The organism is Nonomuraea sp. NPDC003709 (genome assembly GCF_040610775.1).
GTDB lineage: Bacteria > Actinomycetota > Actinomycetes > Streptosporangiales > Streptosporangiaceae > Nonomuraea > Nonomuraea angiospora_A.
The window spans coordinates 318,422-333,472 of sequence record NZ_JBEXMW010000008.1; the positions used below are offsets into that span (position 1 = coordinate 318,422).

13 protein-coding genes and 4 tRNA genes are annotated in these 15,051 nt (G+C 68.6%); 10 read left to right on the top strand and 7 right to left on the bottom strand.

All coding sequences use genetic code 11. The features are described 5' to 3' along the window. Window positions 1–24: 24 nt before the first annotated feature. Window positions 25–1,182 (top strand): Rid family hydrolase, encoded by a 1,158-nt coding sequence (locus tag ABZX61_RS25855; RefSeq protein ID WP_355198349.1) that lies wholly within the window; start codon window positions 25–27, stop codon window positions 1,180–1,182. On the opposite strand, the gene hutH is transcribed toward ABZX61_RS25855, so the two are convergent. The 3 genes from hutH to ABZX61_RS25870 all read right to left on the bottom strand — a co-directional run bounded on the left by hutH (window position 1,179) and on the right by ABZX61_RS25870 (window position 4,140). Continuing rightward, complete coding sequence (gene hutH, locus ABZX61_RS25860) at window positions 1,179–2,729, bottom strand: histidine ammonia-lyase (protein ID WP_355198351.1); 1,551 nt, start codon at window positions 2,727–2,729, stop codon at window positions 1,179–1,181. The genes ABZX61_RS25855 and hutH overlap by 4 nt on opposite strands. 23 nt (window positions 2,730–2,752) lie before the next feature. Then, entirely contained in the window at window positions 2,753–3,460 is a 708-nt protein-coding gene (locus ABZX61_RS25865) for a metalloregulator ArsR/SmtB family transcription factor (RefSeq protein WP_355198353.1), read from the bottom strand. Between the two features lie 125 nt (window positions 3,461–3,585). Beyond that, window positions 3,586–4,140 (bottom strand): hemerythrin domain-containing protein, encoded by a 555-nt coding sequence (locus tag ABZX61_RS25870; RefSeq protein WP_355198355.1) that lies wholly within the window; start codon window positions 4,138–4,140, stop codon window positions 3,586–3,588. A gap of 111 nt (window positions 4,141–4,251) precedes the next feature. Between ABZX61_RS25870 and ABZX61_RS25875 the strand changes: the two genes are divergently transcribed. The 5 genes from ABZX61_RS25875 (at window position 4,252) to ABZX61_RS25895 (ending at window position 6,688) form a co-directional block, all read left to right on the top strand. After that, window positions 4,252–5,460 carry a hypothetical protein gene (locus tag ABZX61_RS25875; protein ID WP_355198357.1) on the top strand — a complete coding sequence of 403 codons (1,209 nt, stop codon included), beginning with the start codon at window positions 4,252–4,254 and terminating at the stop codon, window positions 5,458–5,460. Between the two features lie 184 nt (window positions 5,461–5,644). Next, window positions 5,645–6,370 carry an SDR family oxidoreductase gene (locus ABZX61_RS25880; RefSeq protein ID WP_355198358.1) on the top strand — a complete coding sequence of 242 codons (726 nt, stop codon included), beginning with the start codon at window positions 5,645–5,647 and terminating at the stop codon, window positions 6,368–6,370. 80 nt (window positions 6,371–6,450) lie between these two features. Then, a tRNA-Gly gene (locus ABZX61_RS25885) sits at window positions 6,451–6,522 on the top strand. Window positions 6,523–6,537: 15 nt separating this feature from the next. After that, window positions 6,538–6,608, top strand: a tRNA-Cys gene (locus tag ABZX61_RS25890). Window positions 6,609–6,613: 5 nt separating this feature from the next. Then, window positions 6,614–6,688, top strand: a tRNA-Val gene (locus ABZX61_RS25895). 449 nt (window positions 6,689–7,137) lie between these two features. On the opposite strand, the gene ABZX61_RS25900 is transcribed toward ABZX61_RS25895, so the two are convergent. Continuing rightward, a complete protein-coding gene (locus ABZX61_RS25900) occupies window positions 7,138–8,490 on the bottom strand; it encodes a hypothetical protein (RefSeq protein ID WP_355198360.1) in 1,353 nt (450 codons plus the stop codon). Between the two features lie 111 nt (window positions 8,491–8,601). Between ABZX61_RS25900 and ABZX61_RS25905 the strand changes: the two genes are divergently transcribed. After that, window positions 8,602–9,213, top strand: a complete 612-nt coding sequence (locus tag ABZX61_RS25905) for a DUF305 domain-containing protein (protein WP_350727115.1) — start codon at window positions 8,602–8,604, stop codon at window positions 9,211–9,213. Window positions 9,214–9,217: 4 nt separating this feature from the next. On the opposite strand, the gene ABZX61_RS25910 is transcribed toward ABZX61_RS25905, so the two are convergent. Further along, complete coding sequence (locus ABZX61_RS25910; RefSeq protein ID WP_103958541.1) at window positions 9,218–9,634, bottom strand: SsgA family sporulation/cell division regulator; 417 nt, start codon at window positions 9,632–9,634, stop codon at window positions 9,218–9,220. A gap of 549 nt (window positions 9,635–10,183) precedes the next feature. On the opposite strand from ABZX61_RS25910, the gene ABZX61_RS25915 reads away from it, so the two are divergent. Both ABZX61_RS25915 and ABZX61_RS25920 read left to right on the top strand, forming a co-directional pair. Further along, window positions 10,184–10,255: transfer RNA gene (locus tag ABZX61_RS25915), tRNA-Val, on the top strand. A gap of 513 nt (window positions 10,256–10,768) precedes the next feature. Further along, on the top strand, window positions 10,769–11,047 hold the full coding sequence (locus tag ABZX61_RS25920; RefSeq protein WP_355198363.1) for a hypothetical protein: 279 nt from the start codon (window positions 10,769–10,771) through the stop codon (window positions 11,045–11,047). Window positions 11,048–11,115: 68 nt separating this feature from the next. Here ABZX61_RS25920 and ABZX61_RS25925 read toward each other — a convergent pair whose 3' ends face one another. After that, window positions 11,116–11,676 carry a GNAT family N-acetyltransferase gene (locus tag ABZX61_RS25925; RefSeq protein WP_355198365.1) on the bottom strand — a complete coding sequence of 187 codons (561 nt, stop codon included), beginning with the start codon at window positions 11,674–11,676 and terminating at the stop codon, window positions 11,116–11,118. A gap of 470 nt (window positions 11,677–12,146) precedes the next feature. Here ABZX61_RS25925 and ABZX61_RS25930 point away from each other — a divergent pair, with 470 nt between their 5' ends. Then, window positions 12,147–13,757 (top strand): phospholipase A2, encoded by a 1,611-nt coding sequence (locus tag ABZX61_RS25930; protein ID WP_355198367.1) that lies wholly within the window; start codon window positions 12,147–12,149, stop codon window positions 13,755–13,757. 280 nt (window positions 13,758–14,037) lie between these two features. Here ABZX61_RS25930 and ABZX61_RS25935 read toward each other — a convergent pair whose 3' ends face one another. Next, the gene (locus ABZX61_RS25935) at window positions 14,038–14,961 is read right to left on the bottom strand and encodes a hypothetical protein (protein ID WP_355198369.1); all 924 of its coding nucleotides are present in this window, start codon (window positions 14,959–14,961) and stop codon (window positions 14,038–14,040) included. Window positions 14,962–15,051 lie beyond the last annotated feature (90 nt).

A 15,051-nucleotide genomic window follows, 5' to 3' on the forward strand; every position in this document is an offset into this window, starting at 1 on the left:
TCGCATCCAGGTTGACTGTGGCGCATGATTGCTTTTCTCGGACAGGGACGCATGGGCGTCCCCATGGCCCGGCGGCTGACCCAGGCCGGGCACAAGGTGACGACGTGGCGGCGCGGGAGCGGCGTGACCGCGGCGGCGGCGGTGGACGGGGCCGAGCTGGTCATCACCATGCTCAGCGACCCGGCCGCGGTGCGGGAGGTGCTGACGGCGGCGCTGCCGGGGCTGCGGCCCGGCGCGACGGTGGTGGAGATGTCCACGATCGGCCCGGAGGCGGTGCGCGAGTTGCGCGCGCTGCTGCCGGCCGAGGTGGGCCTGGTGGACGCGCCGGTGCTGGGCAGCGTGGGCCCCGCGGCCGACGGCACGCTGACCGTGCTGGCCGGCGGTGACGTGTCGGGCTGGCGCGAGGTGCTGTCGGTGTTCGGGTCGGTGCGGGAGCTGGGGCCGCTGGGCGCGGGCGCGGCCATGAAGATCGCCGTCATGAGCGCGATCGTGCCCGCCCAGGTGCTGCTGGCGGAGACGTTCGCGTACGGCGAGGCGCACGGCGTGGACCGTGGCGCGCTGGCCGACGTGCTGTCGGGCACCCCGCTGGGCACGCTGGCGGAGCGGCTGCGCGTGCCGTCCGCCGAGACCCGCTACTCGCTGGGGCACGCGACCAAGGACCTGGAGCTGGGAGCCTGGGAGGGCGCCTCCATGGCCGGCGCCGCCCGGGCCAGGCTGCAGGAGGCGCGGGCGGCCGGGCTGGGGGAGCGCGACCTGACGGCGATCGCCGAGCACGTCGGCGGGGGGACCACCCACCGTGCGGTGCCGCTGAACCTGTCGACGATCCCCGCCACGAACGGCCGCTACTCGCACGCCGTACGCGTCGGCGACATGCTCTACGTCTCCGGCCAGGCCGCCTTCGACGAGCAGGGGAACATCGTCGGCGAAGGATCCATGGCCGCCCAGTCCGAGCACATCTTCCAGGTGATCTCGCGCATCCTGGCCGACCAGGGGGCGGCGTTCGAGGACATCGCGTTCATCCGGACGTACGTGACGGACATGGACCAGCTCCTCGACTACGGGCGGGTCCGCGCGAAGTACATCACCGGCACGCCCCCGGCCAGCACCACCGTGGAGGTGTCCAGGCTGTTCCGGCCGGGGCTGCTGCTGGAGGTGGACCTGATCGTCGCGCTCCCTGGCTAATTCAGGGGGCCGGTGACCGACTCCGCCGCCGCGACCACGCCGCCCTCGGCGACCAGGCGTACGGCGGATTCGATCTCCGGCGCGAGGAACCGGTCCGGCCCGGGGGCGGGCACGGTCTCGCGCAGGGCCTTGACGACGGCCGCGGTCGCGGGCGCGGGCTCCAGAGGGGCGCGCAGGTCGAGCGCGCGGGCGGCGGTGAGCACCTCGACCGCCAGCACGCGGGTGAGCCCGTCCACCGACCTGCGCAGCTTGCGCGCCGCCGACCAGCCCATGGACACGTGGTCCTCCTGCATGGCCGAGCTGGGGATCGAGTCCACGCTCGCGGGCACGGCCAGGCGCTTCATCTCGGAGACGATGGCCGCCTGGGTGTACTGGGCGATCATGTGACCCGAGTCCACGCCGGGGTCGTGGGCCAGGAAGGCGGGCAGGCCGTGGTTGCGGGCCACGTCCAGGAACCGGTCGGTACGCCGTTCCGACATCGAGGCCAGGTCGGCGGCCACCACGGCCAGGAAGTCCAGGACGTACCCGATCGGCGCGCCGTGGAAGTTGCCGTTGGACTCGACGCGGCCGTCGGCCAGCACCGCGGGGTTGTCGACGGCGCTGGCCAGCTCCCATCCGGCCACGGTGGCGGCGTGCGCGATCGTGTCGCGGGCGGCACCGGCGACCTGGGGGGCGCAGCGCAGCGAGTAGGCGTCCTGGACGCGGGTGCAGGACTCCGGGTCGCGGTGGCTGGCCATGATGCCGGACTCGCGCAGGACCTTGGTCATGTTGGCGGCGGACAGGGCCTGGCCGGGGTGCGGCCTGAGCGCCTGCAGCTCCGGCATGAACACCCGGTCGGTGCCCAGCAGCGCCTCCACGCTCATCGCGGCGCTGACGTCGGCGGTCCTGACGAGCGCCGTGAGGTCGTGGATGGCCAGGATGAGCATGCCGAGCATGCCGTCCGTGCCGTTGATGAGCGCCAGGCCCTCCTTGGCGGCCAGCTCGACGGGGTCGATGTGGGCCTGCTTGAGCGCCTCACCGGCGGGCTGGAGGTTCCCGGAGCCGTCGCGTACGACGCCCTCGCCCATCAGCGTGAGCGCGACGTGCGCCAGCGGCGCGAGGTCGCCCGAGCAGCCGAGGCTGCCGTACTCGTGCACGACCGGCGTGATGCCCGCGCTGATCAGCGCGGCCAGGGTCTTGGCCGTGGTGGGCCTGATGCCGGTGTGGCCGGTGGCGAGCGTGTGCAGGCGCAGCAGCATGAGCGCGCGCACGACCTCGGTCTCGACCTCGGGGCCGCTGCCCGCCGCGTGGGAGCGCACCAGCGAGCGCTGGAGCTGGGCGCGCAGCGCCGGGTCGATGTGGCGGGTGGCCAGGGCTCCGAAGCCCGTCGAGATGCCGTACGCGGGCGTCGGGCTCTCGGCCAGCTCGTCCACCCGCTGGCGGGCGGCTGAGATGGCGGCCAGGGCGTCGTCGGTGAGCTGTACGGGGGCGCCGTGGCGGGCCACCCGGATGACGTCGTCGAAGGTCAAGGGCTCGGGGCCGACGTTCACGACCTCGTTGTCGCGCATGGGGCGTTCTCTCTCGCTGCTCGCTAGGTAACCGGCGTACCCGATGTTAGCTCCTTACTTGGGAACAATGCGGACAGCCCCTCCCTGCCCTCGTCGGTGAGGACCACCGCTCTGGGCACCTTGCCGCGCCGGTACCAGTCCCGTTCGAACAGCACCTCGGTGATCGCGGCCCCCAGCGCCCCGCCCAGATGCGACCTGCGCTCGGTCCAGTCCAGGCACTCGGGCGCGAACCGCCTCCTCGACCTGCGCGCGCCGTCCACGTCCACGCCGATGCCGGCCAGCAGCCGCTCTCCCGCCTCGGTCAGGTCCTGCGCCGCGTAGTAGCCGCCCTCGGCGAGCCGGTCGAGCAGCCCCACCCCGGCGCGTCCCGCGAGGTGGTCGTAGCAGGTGCGGGCCTCCTCCAGCATCCTGGCCTGCCTGGACTGGCGCAGGGACCGTACGGGCGGGCGGGCGCTGACCCTGGCCAGCACCTCCAGCACCTCGGCCACGTCGTGCCCGGCCAGGCGGTAGTAGCGGTGGCGGCCCTGGCGTACGACGTCGACCAGCCGCCCGTCGAGCAGCCTGGACAGGTGGGCGCTCGCCGTGGCGGCGCTGACCCCGGCCACCCTGGCCAGCTCTCCCGCCGCCAGGGCCCGCCCGTCGAGGAGGGCGGTCAGCATGGCCGCCCTGGTCGGGTCCGCGATGAGCGCGGCGACGGGCGCTATGTCGGCGTCGCGAGCGATGTACTCCATGCGTACGACGCTAGTACGGCGACATTTCGACGCGCGTCGAAGGGTCACACCGCGCTTGCCGAGCCCCTTGCGACGTGCGCCGAGGGGTCGGCCGCCCTCGCCGCCTCGCGACGTGCGCCGAAAGGTCAGCCGCGTTTGCCGAGTGCCTTGCGGATCAGCTCCCGTGCCCGCTCCATCAGCGCGATCGGCGTGCCCACCAGCACGTTCTTGGTGGCGCTCTCCGTGCCGGGGTGCGGGCGCAGCGGGGCGAGGCTCTCGGCCGCCCGCACCGCCGCGGCCATGGCCCGCCGCTCGACCGCGGAGGTCTTCGCGCGCAGCTTGACGAACTCGTACCGTTCCTCGCTGCGGGCGTGCGCCGCCACGGCCAGGCGCAGCTCACCGAGCCGCTCCCAGAACTGCGGATGGTCCACCCCGCCCTTGTGAAGGTCGAGGAGGAGCCGTTTGGCCCGGTTCTCCTCGGTCAGGCGGTCGCCCACGACGCCCTGCCCGTTGTCGAGCTTCCTGCGCGCGTACGGATGGACGATCTCCTCCTCGGCGGTCTCGTGCACGGACAACATCCGCGTGAGACGGTCGAAGGCCTCCTCCACCTTGTCCGGCGGCGCCTGCTCCACCTCGTCGAACAGGTCCCTGATCTGGCTGTGCTGGATCACCAGCAAATCGATGACATCTTGTTCACCCACGCCCGCGCCCTACCCGAGCCTCCGGGGGGCACGCGCTTCCTTACCGAACGCGGGCCGTCAGAGGACCGAAAGCGGAGGTTGCCGCATTTCGCCCCGGGTAAGCGCAGCGACATGGCCTTCGACCCACTGCAGGAGCGGGGTATCCCGCTGGACGACCAGCTGCGCCACTGGAACGAGCTGAACGTCACGCCGATCGACCCCGACCACACCGACCCCTACACGCGCTGCCGCATCATCACCATGAACGCGATCGAGACGGAGGCGATCCTCTTCAGCCACCAGCTCGCCCGCCACTGTCCCGACACCGAGATCAGGCAGCAACTGGCGCGGGTGCGCTACATCGAGGCGCAGCAGCAGACAGTGGTCAACTGGCTGCTGTCGGGGCTGTCCTCGGTGCTGGAGACCACGATCGCCTACGAGCAGGCGGCGGTGGACCTGACGGCGTGGGCGGCGCGGCTGGAGCCGGACGACTATCTGAAGCAGGCCTACCAGTTCGGCCTGCTGGAGCACCTCGACCACCTCTACCGGTACGCGAACCTGTACGAGATGATCGAGCACCGCGCGGCCGAGAAGATCGTGGGCCGGGTGACCGAGGTGATGCCGGGGCGGCCGACGCACCTGCAGCACCGGGATCCGGTGGACAACGTGCGCGAGCCGTACGACCGGGGGGAGACGGAGCCGCTGTCGCGGCTGCACGCGCTGACCGTCATGGCGGTCGAGCAGCAGATCATGAACTTCTCCATGAACGCCGGCCCCATGTGCCTGGAGCCCGCGGCCCGCCGGCTCTACCAGGAGATCGGGCTGGTGGAGGAGGGACACCTCACCCACTACGAGTCGCTGGCCGACGGGGGCGAGAGCTGGTGGGAGCGGCTGCTCAACCACGAGTACAACGAGTGCTACCTGTACTACTCGTGCATGGAGACCGAGTCGGATCCCCGGGTGAAGGGCATCTGGGAGCTGCACCTCAACATGGAGCTGGAGCACCTGCGGCTGGCGGCCGAGCTGTTCAGGCGGTTCGACGGGCGCGATCCCGACCAGGTGCTGGCCCAGGCGTGCCCGCCGCCGATGACGTTCGAGCCGAACAAGGCCTACCTCCGCGACCTGCTCGCCACCCAGGCCGACCGCACGACGCTGGGCACCGGGTACGTGCTGGAGGAGCACGAGCGGTTCCGGAGGATGCGGCAGGCGCTGGCGGACGGGGAACGGCCGCCTTCCGAACGCGTCATCGAGGGCAACCGCGCCGTTTCCGGCCGGGACTACCGCCTGGAGACGGAGGCACCGTACTCGACGGGCGTGTCCGGCGGCCCGCGAGGCCGCTAGAACCCGTCCTACGGCGCTCACCATCACCAGCGCCCGTCACCAGCGCCCGTCACCAGCGCCCGTCACCAGAGCCCACCGCCAGAGCCCACCGCCAGAGCCCACCGCCAGAGCCCACCGCCAGAGCCCACCGCCAGAGCCCACCGCCGGCGCTCGTCACCAGCGCCCGTCGCTAGAGTCGGGTCTCATGACAGCAGTCGCCCTCGTGACCGGCGCGTCGCGCGGCCTCGGTGCCGTGATCGCGCGCCGGCTGGCCGCCGACGGCCTGGCCGTCTCCGTCAACTACAGCCGGGACGCCGCCGGAGCCACGAAGGTGGTGGACGAGATCCGCGCCGCGGGCGGCGTCGCGGAGGCGTTCGCCGCCGACGTCACGAACGAGCCCGACGTGTCGTCCCTGGTCGCCGACGTCACCGAGCGCCTGGGCCCGGTCCACGTCCTGGTGGTCAACGCGACCGGCCCACAGCCGTCCATCGCACTGGAGGACCTCACCTGGCAGGCGCAACTCGACCAGCTGGAGTTCTTCGTCAAGAGCCCGACACTGCTGGTGCAGGCGGTACTGCCGGGCATGAAGGAACACGGCGGCGGACGCGTCATCCAGATCGGTTCGGACATCGTGGACCGCAAGCTTCCCAGCATGTCCGCCTATATCGCGGCAAAGAGCGCCCAGCACGCCATGACCGAGGTCTGGGCCCGCGAGCTGGGCCCGCACGGCATCACGGTCAACGTCGTCGCCCCAGGCTGGATCCCGGTGGAACGGCATGCGGGCCTCGACGAGAGCGGTTACCTCGCGGAGGTGCCTCTGGGCCGCATGGGCACACCTGATGACGTCGCGGCGGCCGTCTCGTTCCTCACCTCGGAGGGCGGCGCGTTCGTCACGGGCCAGCGCATCACCGTTAACGGAGGCCACACGTGACCTGCGTGAGCGTAATCCAGTTTGGGTACTCGGCCAGGATTCGCTAGAGTTCTCTCGTCACCCCGGTTAAACGGGGGGATGCGGAAGTGGCTCAGTGGTAGAGCATCACCTTGCCAAGGTGAGGGTCGCGGGTTCGAATCCCGTCTTCCGCTCGGAGCTTCCGGCTCGGTGGCGTGGCCGAGAGGCGAGGCAGCGGCCTGCAAAGCCGTCCACACGGGTTCAAATCCCGTCGCCACCTCACAAGGACGATTAGCTCAGCGGGAGAGCGCTTCCCTGACACGGAAGAGGTCACTGGTTCAATCCCAGTATCGTCCACCATGCTCAAAGCCCCAGCCCACGGCACTCGCCGGGACTGGGGCTTCTTGCTGTTCCGCCTTGGCCAGACAACTCCCGCCAGCACCCAACCGCCCTCACCAAGTGCCGACCGACCGCTCTGCCACCCTTGCCCGGCGGGCGACCGCCCAGCTCACCGCCCTCACCCGGTAGCGACCGCCCAGCCCACCGCCCTCACGCGGGAGCGCGCGCCTGCCGCCCTCACCCGGCGGCGACCGCCCGGCCCGCCACCCTCACGCGGGAGCGACCGAGCAGCCCGCCACCTCCACCTGACGGCGACCGATCAGGCCACCAGCCCCACCCCCGGCCCGGTGCCGGGCCGAACGCCCGTCACTCTCACCCGCTGAGTTGCCCCAGGGCCGGGTGAGTCGTGCCCCAGCCTGAATAGGCCGGGGCACGACCCGGAATGGCGGCCGGCCGGTCAGCCCTCAGCCTCAGTACGACTTCTGAGTCTGGACGTTGAAATCGTCCATCTTGACCTTCTTGGCCGGATCAGTGAGGGGATCGTTGATCTCCAGTACGTCCAGCCCCTCCATGATGTCGCTGGAGTAGATGTACCCGTTGTAGTAATACGCCGACCAGGACCCGGCGATGCCACCGCCCGGGAACGGCCCGCGTTCGAAGAAGCCGATCTCCTTAGGGTTGGCCGAGTCGGTGAAGTCCCAGACCGACACCCCACCCTGGTACCACGACTGCACCATGACGTCCTTGCCCGGCACCGGGATCAGGGAGCCGTTGTGGGCCACGCAGTTCTCGTTCTCCTGCTGGTTCCGGGGGATCTTGAAGTATCCGCGCCGCTCCAGCTTGCCGTTCGCGATGTCGTACACGGCGTCCGCGCCCTTCGTGCGCGGCGTGTTGCTGTCGCACGTGGCCTGGCCGCCGCCGCCCAGCTCGTCGCTGAACACGACCTTCGTGGCATCGTTGTTGAACGTCGCCGAGTGCCAGATCTGGAAGTTCTCCGTGTCGGTGATCTGCTGGAGGACCTTCGGCTTGACCGGGTCGGAGATGTCGAGGAGCACGCCGTCGCCGAAGCAGGCGGCCGCGGCCAGCTTCTTCTCGGGGTACGCGGTGATGTCGTGGCAGCCGGAGGCGAGATCGGAGTGCTGCCGCTCAGGGAAGATATCCGGCTTCGCCACGATTTTTGCGGACTGAGGCGACTTTGTGGGGATCTCTACGATCTGGATGAGTTCGTGGGGCGGGGGGCAGGTCTTCGACTCGGGCTCGGGGCCGGGCGAGGAGACGTACACGTAGAGCGTTTCCCCGGCGGGGACCATCGTGTGCGTGTGCGAGCCGCAGTCGGTCCTGACCGCGCTGAGGTACTTGGGGCTCTTCTTGTCGCTGATGTCGAAGATCCGCAACCCCTCCCAGTCGCGGCTGTCCTCGCTGGAGTCGCACCCCTCGCCGCTGCGCGGCTCGTCGATCGACAGGATGAGCAGGTCGCCGTACACCGAGACGTCGTTCTGCTGGGCCGGGCAGGACACCGTGCTCACCAGCTGAGGTTTGGTCGGGTTGCTGATGTCGTAGATCGCGAACCCGCCGAAGTTTCCCACGAACGCGTAATCGCCCTGGAACGCCAGGTCGGTGTTGATGTCGTCCCGGCCGTTCAGCGGGGCGGGCCGGCGCATCTGGGCGACGAGCTTGACGTTGTCGCTCGTCATCACGTCCCCGGTGGGGGACGGCTTGCCGGCTGGAGCGCTGGTCTCCTGCGTGGAGGTGTCGGGCGTCGAGGCCCCGGACGCCGTCTGTCCCGCCGCGCAGGCGGAGGTTAACAGCAGTACCGTACACAACAACGCTCCGCGCAACTTGGCAGAGATCAACGCGCATTCCCCTTTGTCTCGTAGTTCACTATGGAAGCTATGCCAGTGGGTACGCGCACGCGTGCGGTCTTCATCACAGTTGTGACCACAATCGCCCTTGCCGCCTGCTCTCAGGAGCCCGCCGGTCCTTCCCCCGTGGGCACGGGGGCGCCGGTGATCGTGCCGGGGAGCCCGGGGGCCCCGGGCCGTACCGCGACGCCGGGGGAGCGGGTCGGGCAGACGCCCAGACCGACGGTGGCCTCGGACGTGCGCTTCGCCGAGGCCATGATCCCCCACCACCGCCAGGCCCTGGAGATGACCTCACTGGTGAACGACCGTACGACCACGGAGACCATCCGCGCGTTCGCCCGCCAGATCACCGCCGCCCAGACCCCGGAGATCAAGGCCATGACGGGCTGGCTGGCCGAGCTCGGCCGCTCCGCCCCGGACGGTCACACGCACACCCAGGCGGCGGGGTACGGCATGGCGACGCCAGAGGAGCTGAACGCGCTGCGCGCCACGAAGGGAGCAGCCTTCGACCGCATGTTCCTGCAGCTGATGACCAGGCACCACGAGGGAGCGGTCAAGATGGCGGGGGAGGAGCTGGCCACCGGCCGGGACCAGCGCATGCGGCTGATGGCGAAGGACGTGTACTCGGGTCAGAGCATCGAGATCGCCCGCATGCGCAAAGTCCTGGAAACGCTGCCTGGCTAGGGCGTCAGGAGGGCCAGAGCATGTTGGTCAGCTCGGCGTCGAGGTCCATGTAGTCCGTCTCACGGCCCGCGGGGACCTTCTCGTACGTACGGTGGAGGAACTCGGTGAGCGGGGCCAGCGGCACCTCGAAGAGCGCCTGCCCGAACGGGGACGTGAGACTGATGTGCAGCGTGCGCTCGCCATCGGCACGCGCGGGCCACACCTGCACGTCGCCGTCGCCGACACGCCTCACGATGCCCACAGTGAGCAGTTCGCGAGCAAAGATCCACTCGACCGGCTCGTCATTCCCCACGTGGAAGGCCATGCGTATGGCGTATGGATCGTCGGCTGTGTAACTCAGTCCGGCGAGCAGGGGGACGGTAGTACGGTCGGGGACCACAAGCCGAAGGCCAAGCTCGGCGGAGACGGTGGTGCTGTTCATCGTCAGCCAAACCTTTTCGTCGTAGGTCCCCTCTTCGGGGCTTTCACTGCTCTGACGGACTTCGTCCTGAGCTATGACGCGGAACGAAGAAACCTGTAGGAAAGATTCCGCTCCAGGGGCCTTCTGTAACGCACATCACAGCTGGACATTTAGGCATCAACCAGGCTAAACGGGATCAAATCGGGTCGTATTTGCGAGGGTTTTGCGTGTTGTGGAGCCTGTCCCGCCGCGCCGACCATGAACGTTTCTCACCAAAAGATCGCGATCGGTGCCTTACGGAACAGGACGATGGTATGCCACCGACCCACCCCGCCGGTGGGCAACCGCCGCGTTTCACCTGAATCCCTCCCACGGCCCCGTCGTCGTCACCCCGGAACCTCCCCCGATCCTCCCCGGAGCAACCCCAGAGCAACCGCGGAGCCACCTGCGAACCACCTCGCATCCACCCCGCATCCACCCCGGACCCACCGCCCGGTCGCTTCGCTTCGCCAGCAGGTGCCAGAGTGCGGTATGGTTTTCCCCGTCGGCACCGCAAGGAGCCAACAGGGCGGGCGATTAGCTCAGCGGGAGAGCGCTTCGTTCACACCGAAGAGGTCACTGGTTCGATCCCAGTATCGCCCACCGAGATCAAGGGCCACATCCCAACATGGGAGTGGCCCTTTTGGTCTTCCAGGTGACTCACTGAGTGACTGCCCTGTTCCACGGTCGTCACTGGGGAAGATCCGATTCGTGACGATCGCGCCGTTCTGGTGCACGGGTGTGATCTGAAGCCAGTAGACCTTCTCGGTGACTGCCGGCCCTCCGGTATGCCTGATCAACCGGGCAATGTTCTCGATCGGGACGCCGTCCGCTGACAACAGCGAGACGAAGCTGTGTTGCATCTCCCGGGGCATCCGATCGGCACCGACCAGACCGGCTCGGACGATCACTCGCCGAACTCCCGACGGACGTTGCCTGCGCTTGTCTTGGTGCCGTTTCGGGTGGTGAACACCAGGTGAGCCTGACCGTCCCGGCTCGGCACGATTAGTGTCAACGGCACCTTGGCGCTCTGCCGTAGCGCAAAGAGCCGGGCTCGGCTCCGCGTCTCTCGCTTGATCAGTGGAATGGCAGGTGGGTGATCTACACTCGCTCGCTGTGACGCGATTATTCGATCGTATGGGTCTCTTTTCTCTGATCGTCGCCTGCCTCGCCATGTTCGCCGGTGGCCCGCTGAGAGAGAAGTGGGGGGCGCCGAACTGGACGGTGCTGGCTCTCGGGATCGTTGCGGCAGCGCTGGCATGGCCTGGGGTGCGAAGGAAGGCCACGATCTCCACGGTGTCCAACCGCAGCATGTCAGTGGCGGGACTGGTGCTGGGGACGATGGCGATCGGCCTCGGCACGCTGCTGCTGGCGCTGGACATCCTTTGGCCGTGATTGGCTGAGAGCCTAAAAAGGGAACCCTGGGTCTCATGGTCTGAGGGCCGCTGGGTTGGATGCCGAGATCAGCTTTGGAACAGGGACAGGGGAGCGGTGCAGAGGGTCTGTTCGGCGCCGAACGCCTCGTACGTGCTGATGGGGCGGAAGCCGAGGCGGGCGGCGAGTTTCAGAGATCGCTTGTTCGCGGTCTGGGTGGCGAGCACGACCGGCTGGTCGGGGAGTTCGCCGGCCGCTGCGCGCAGTGCGGCCGTTGCGGCCTCGAATGCGAACCCCGCGCCCCATGCACTGCGCCGCAGTAGATAGCCCAGTTCCAGTTCTTCGCCATCCTCGGTGACATGCCTGGGGCGGTCGGGCGGCCGGTGGGCGAGCATCAATGTTCCGATAAGTCGGTTCGTCGTGTTGTCGGCGATGACATAGTTCCCAGGGCTGGATGTCGCGTTGGCGGTTATGGCTGCATCGAAGTGCTGCTCGACGTCACTCCGGGGCCGGGGACCACCGAGGTAGGCCTGAACCTCGGGGTCGGTCATGAGCTCGATGAATTCTTCACGGTCGGCGGCGTGTGCTTTGCGAAGCAGGAGTCGTTCCGAAGGGATTTCCGTGGCAGATAGCGTCCGCAATTGGCTCATAGGCCCAGGATCCTAGAACACGGGACCGGTGATGGTGGCCTGGTCCGGGGCTGCCGCACTCGCCCATGACCGTGGCGTTGACGCGCACCTGGCCGGCCTGCAGGACGTTGCCACCGGTTCGTGTCTCTCGACCTGCCGAGGCGCCTCGGGGGCAGATGATCTACGTGAGGGGCTTCGGCGACCATGGCGTCGCGGCAGCGTGATTTGACGCGATCTTGTATTCGCGAATTACTTAATACGCCTTCGGGTCATTATTGTCGACGGCTCCACACTGTCGCCATAAGCTCGCCATAAATTCGCCATGGAGCCCATCGACCTGCATGAATGCGCGAATGAATCGCATCCAAGGCACAGCTTCAAAGGCGATTTGAACATTGTTCCATGGAATTGTCCAGCTCTTGCCAGGTGATTTACCGACCCTTACTCTCCAGGTGATCAAATCACTTTCTCCTTTCACCTGGAGGCACCTCTTGCGCCGATTAGCGCTTCCCGTCGCCGTCTCGGCGATGCTCCTCCCCTTCCTCTCCCCGGAGGTGGTCTCCGCCGCCGCGCTCGACGACCCCCCGCCGGCGAACGTCCAGGAGATCGGCCCCGGTCAGTACTCCTCGGACACCAAGACCTTCAAGCTCACCGAGCTGGACGTGTCCGCGGGCGCGATCAGCCGCAGGCACGGCGTGGTTCTGGCCGCCGACGATCTGGCCAGGCCGCAGTCCGCTCCGGCGACCCGCCCCGAGCTGGGCGTCTTCGGGCCGGGCTGGCAGGCCGAGTTCGCCGGCGGAGAGATCAACCGGAAACTCGAGAACCAGAACGGCACCATCGTCGTCACGGAGCTCGATGAGGGGACGTCGACCAGCTATCCCCTGAAGAGCAGTGTCTCCTTCCCCGACGGTGGCGGCGTCCAGACGTACGAGGCTGCCAGCGGGTCCAAGATCACCGAAACCACCAAGTGGGACGCGGTCATCGGGGCGATGCGCACCACGACGGTCGAGACGCTCGTGACGGATCCGGGCCCCGTGGAGGCGGGCGACGACACCTTCGCCACCGCCGACGGCACCCCCATCAGCACGGGCGACCTCCAGCTCACCTACACCTGGGCCCGCCCGGCCGGGGCGCCGAGTGCCGATCCCTGGCGGGTGACCGATGTGGGCAGCACCGCCTTCGGCAAGTCCACGATCACCTACGACGCCCAGGGCCGTGTCAGCACGGTGAAGGAGCCGGCCGGCGCCGCGACCTCCGCAACCGTCACCAGGTTCACCTACGCCACGGCCACCACGGCCACCGGCACCTCCAACGGCGACTACGCGGGCCGGCTCAAGGAGATCGCGGTCACCTACGGCACCGAGGCGCCGCAGATCGAGGCGAGCTACGCCTACGACCTGAACGGCCTGCTGCGCACCGCGAGCGATCCCAGCGTCGGCGCCGTCCAGGGGACCTACGCCTACGACTCGGTGGGGCGCCTGTCGTCGATCGAGTCCGTCACCAGCGGCGGCTGGCAGCTGTCGTTCCCGGCGGGCGCCGCCGCTCCCAATGTGGCCGCCACCGGCACCGACATGCCGGCCAACGGCGGGCCGACCGAGGGCGCGGCCGGGCTCGACGACCCGAACGCCACAGAGCCGCCGGCCAGTGACTTCCTGCCGGACGGCGTGGATCCCCCGCAGTCCTACCCGAAGAAGTGCAACACTGCCGTCACCTGGATGTGGTACACGAAGTCGGGCTGCTCGGCCTGGGCATGGCACGGCGGCAAATGGCGGAAGCCCGACTGGAAGCGGACCGCCAGCGGCTTCAAGGTCAGGGGCATCTACTACGACCACTGCACGAAGTCTCCGGACAAGCCCCACAATTTCGACATGCGACCGGCCTGTGACTCCCACGACTACGGGTACGGCCTGATCGCCAACCAGAAGAAGAAGTACAAGTACTACCTCGACAACACCCGTACGCGAAAGCTGGACGTGGACAACCGGTTCTACATCACCATGCGCGACAAGGTATGCGGGGGTTACTTCATCCTGGTCCGGCCCGACTGCAGGGCATGGGCATGGACGTACTACCAGTTCGTCAAGAAGTACGGCAATCCCTGAGAACGGCCTGAATGCGGAGTTCCTTCGGTGGTGCATGAGGTTGGGTGCACCTGGAGGCGCACAGGCGGGGCCGGCCGGTCGCGAGGTCGACGGCGTGCGCCCTCAGAGGGAGGCAGGGGAGGGCGGCGATCGGGTGATGGTCGCCCTCGCCCTTGTCCGGCCAGTCAGGAGAACGCCTTGCTCCCTTCAGCGAGAACGGCGATCAGCGCATAGCCGACCACAGTGATGAGGGAGGTCAGGCGGAGCTTGTCTCCACGCCCAGGCGATTACAGCGCGTTCCTCACTTGCGGCGCTCGGGGGCGCTGAGGACGTCGGCGAGGTCGTCCACCGCGAGTCCCCGGCCCGGCTTCGCCTGGGGCGCGGTGATCGTCATGGGCTTGTCCCAGTTCCGGTACTGCGTGGCCAGGTGCCCCCGCAGGATCCGGTCGTGTCCGAGCCCCGGGACCTCGGGCCGCGGGTGCGCGTAGAAGCGCCAGCCGACCCGGTACGGCCATCCGCGGTCGTCGTACATGTACGTCCATGTCACCTCGGACGTCCCGAGGGCCGCGGTCCCCGCCGCCTCGCGGAAGCTGGGGGAGACGCGATAGAGCTCCTTGAGCTTGATCGTCCCGGTCAGGTTGTAGATCCGCTGCTTGCGGCCGGTGGTGTGATCCGTGGTCCAGGGCCCGACGGTCTTGCGGGTCTTGGTGGCCAGCAGCTTGCGCAGTGTGGCCGGCTCCAGGACGTTGATGAACTGGTCGCCGTACGCGGCCGCGGCGCCGCCGGCACGGCCCGTACGCACCCAGGTCTTCGCCCGCGGCGCGAGCTGGTACTGCCAGCCGCCCACGCTGATGGTGCGCAGCGTCCCCACCGTCGCGAGCACGCCGGCGAAGTAAGGGTCCTTGGGCGCCTCCTCCACCATCAACTCCTTGCTGCTCACGCTGAGCTGCCGAGTGAGCTCCGAGGCGATCACGCCGGCCCGGCCCAGCTTGACCTTGCCGGTTCCGCGCAGTCCCATGCCGCTCCCGATGAAGGTTCGCCTGCCGTTCAGCTGCACCTCCTTGGACAGGTCCGTGGAGGCCTGACCGTAGAACTCGGCCGTCGCGCCGGCGCCGCGGACGAGTAGCGAACGCAGGCCCGCCATCGGGTCGGGTTCGGCTGTCTGCGCGTGGGCGGTGGTGGGAGCTGCGGTGACAAGGGCCAAGGCGACGATGAGGGGGTGCATGTCGTACATCCAGGTGGTGACTGAAGATCAAGTGTGGTTGGAGTGAATCTAGCGTGCGGGTGTGACAGGTCGCTTCTGCAGCCCGCCGAA

Coding starts and splice junctions, on each gene's coding strand:
- ABZX61_RS25865 (WP_355198353.1), bottom strand. CDS start 3,460: ATGGAGTACATCGCTCGCGACGCCGACATAGCGCCCGTCGCCGCGCTC.
- ABZX61_RS25910 (WP_103958541.1), bottom strand. CDS start 9,634: ATGAACAGCACCACCGTCTCCGCCGAGCTTGGCCTTCGGCTTGTGGTC.
- hutH (WP_355198351.1), bottom strand. CDS start 2,729: ATGCGCGACAACGAGGTCGTGAACGTCGGCCCCGAGCCCTTGACCTTC.
- ABZX61_RS25925 (WP_355198365.1), bottom strand. CDS start 11,676: ATGAGCCAATTGCGGACGCTATCTGCCACGGAAATCCCTTCGGAACGA.
- ABZX61_RS25875 (WP_355198357.1), top strand. CDS start 4,252: ATGGCCTTCGACCCACTGCAGGAGCGGGGTATCCCGCTGGACGACCAG.
- ABZX61_RS25880 (WP_355198358.1), top strand. CDS start 5,645: ATGACAGCAGTCGCCCTCGTGACCGGCGCGTCGCGCGGCCTCGGTGCC.
- ABZX61_RS25855 (WP_355198349.1), top strand. CDS start 25: ATGATTGCTTTTCTCGGACAGGGACGCATGGGCGTCCCCATGGCCCGG.
- ABZX61_RS25935 (WP_355198369.1), bottom strand. CDS start 14,961: ATGCACCCCCTCATCGTCGCCTTGGCCCTTGTCACCGCAGCTCCCACC.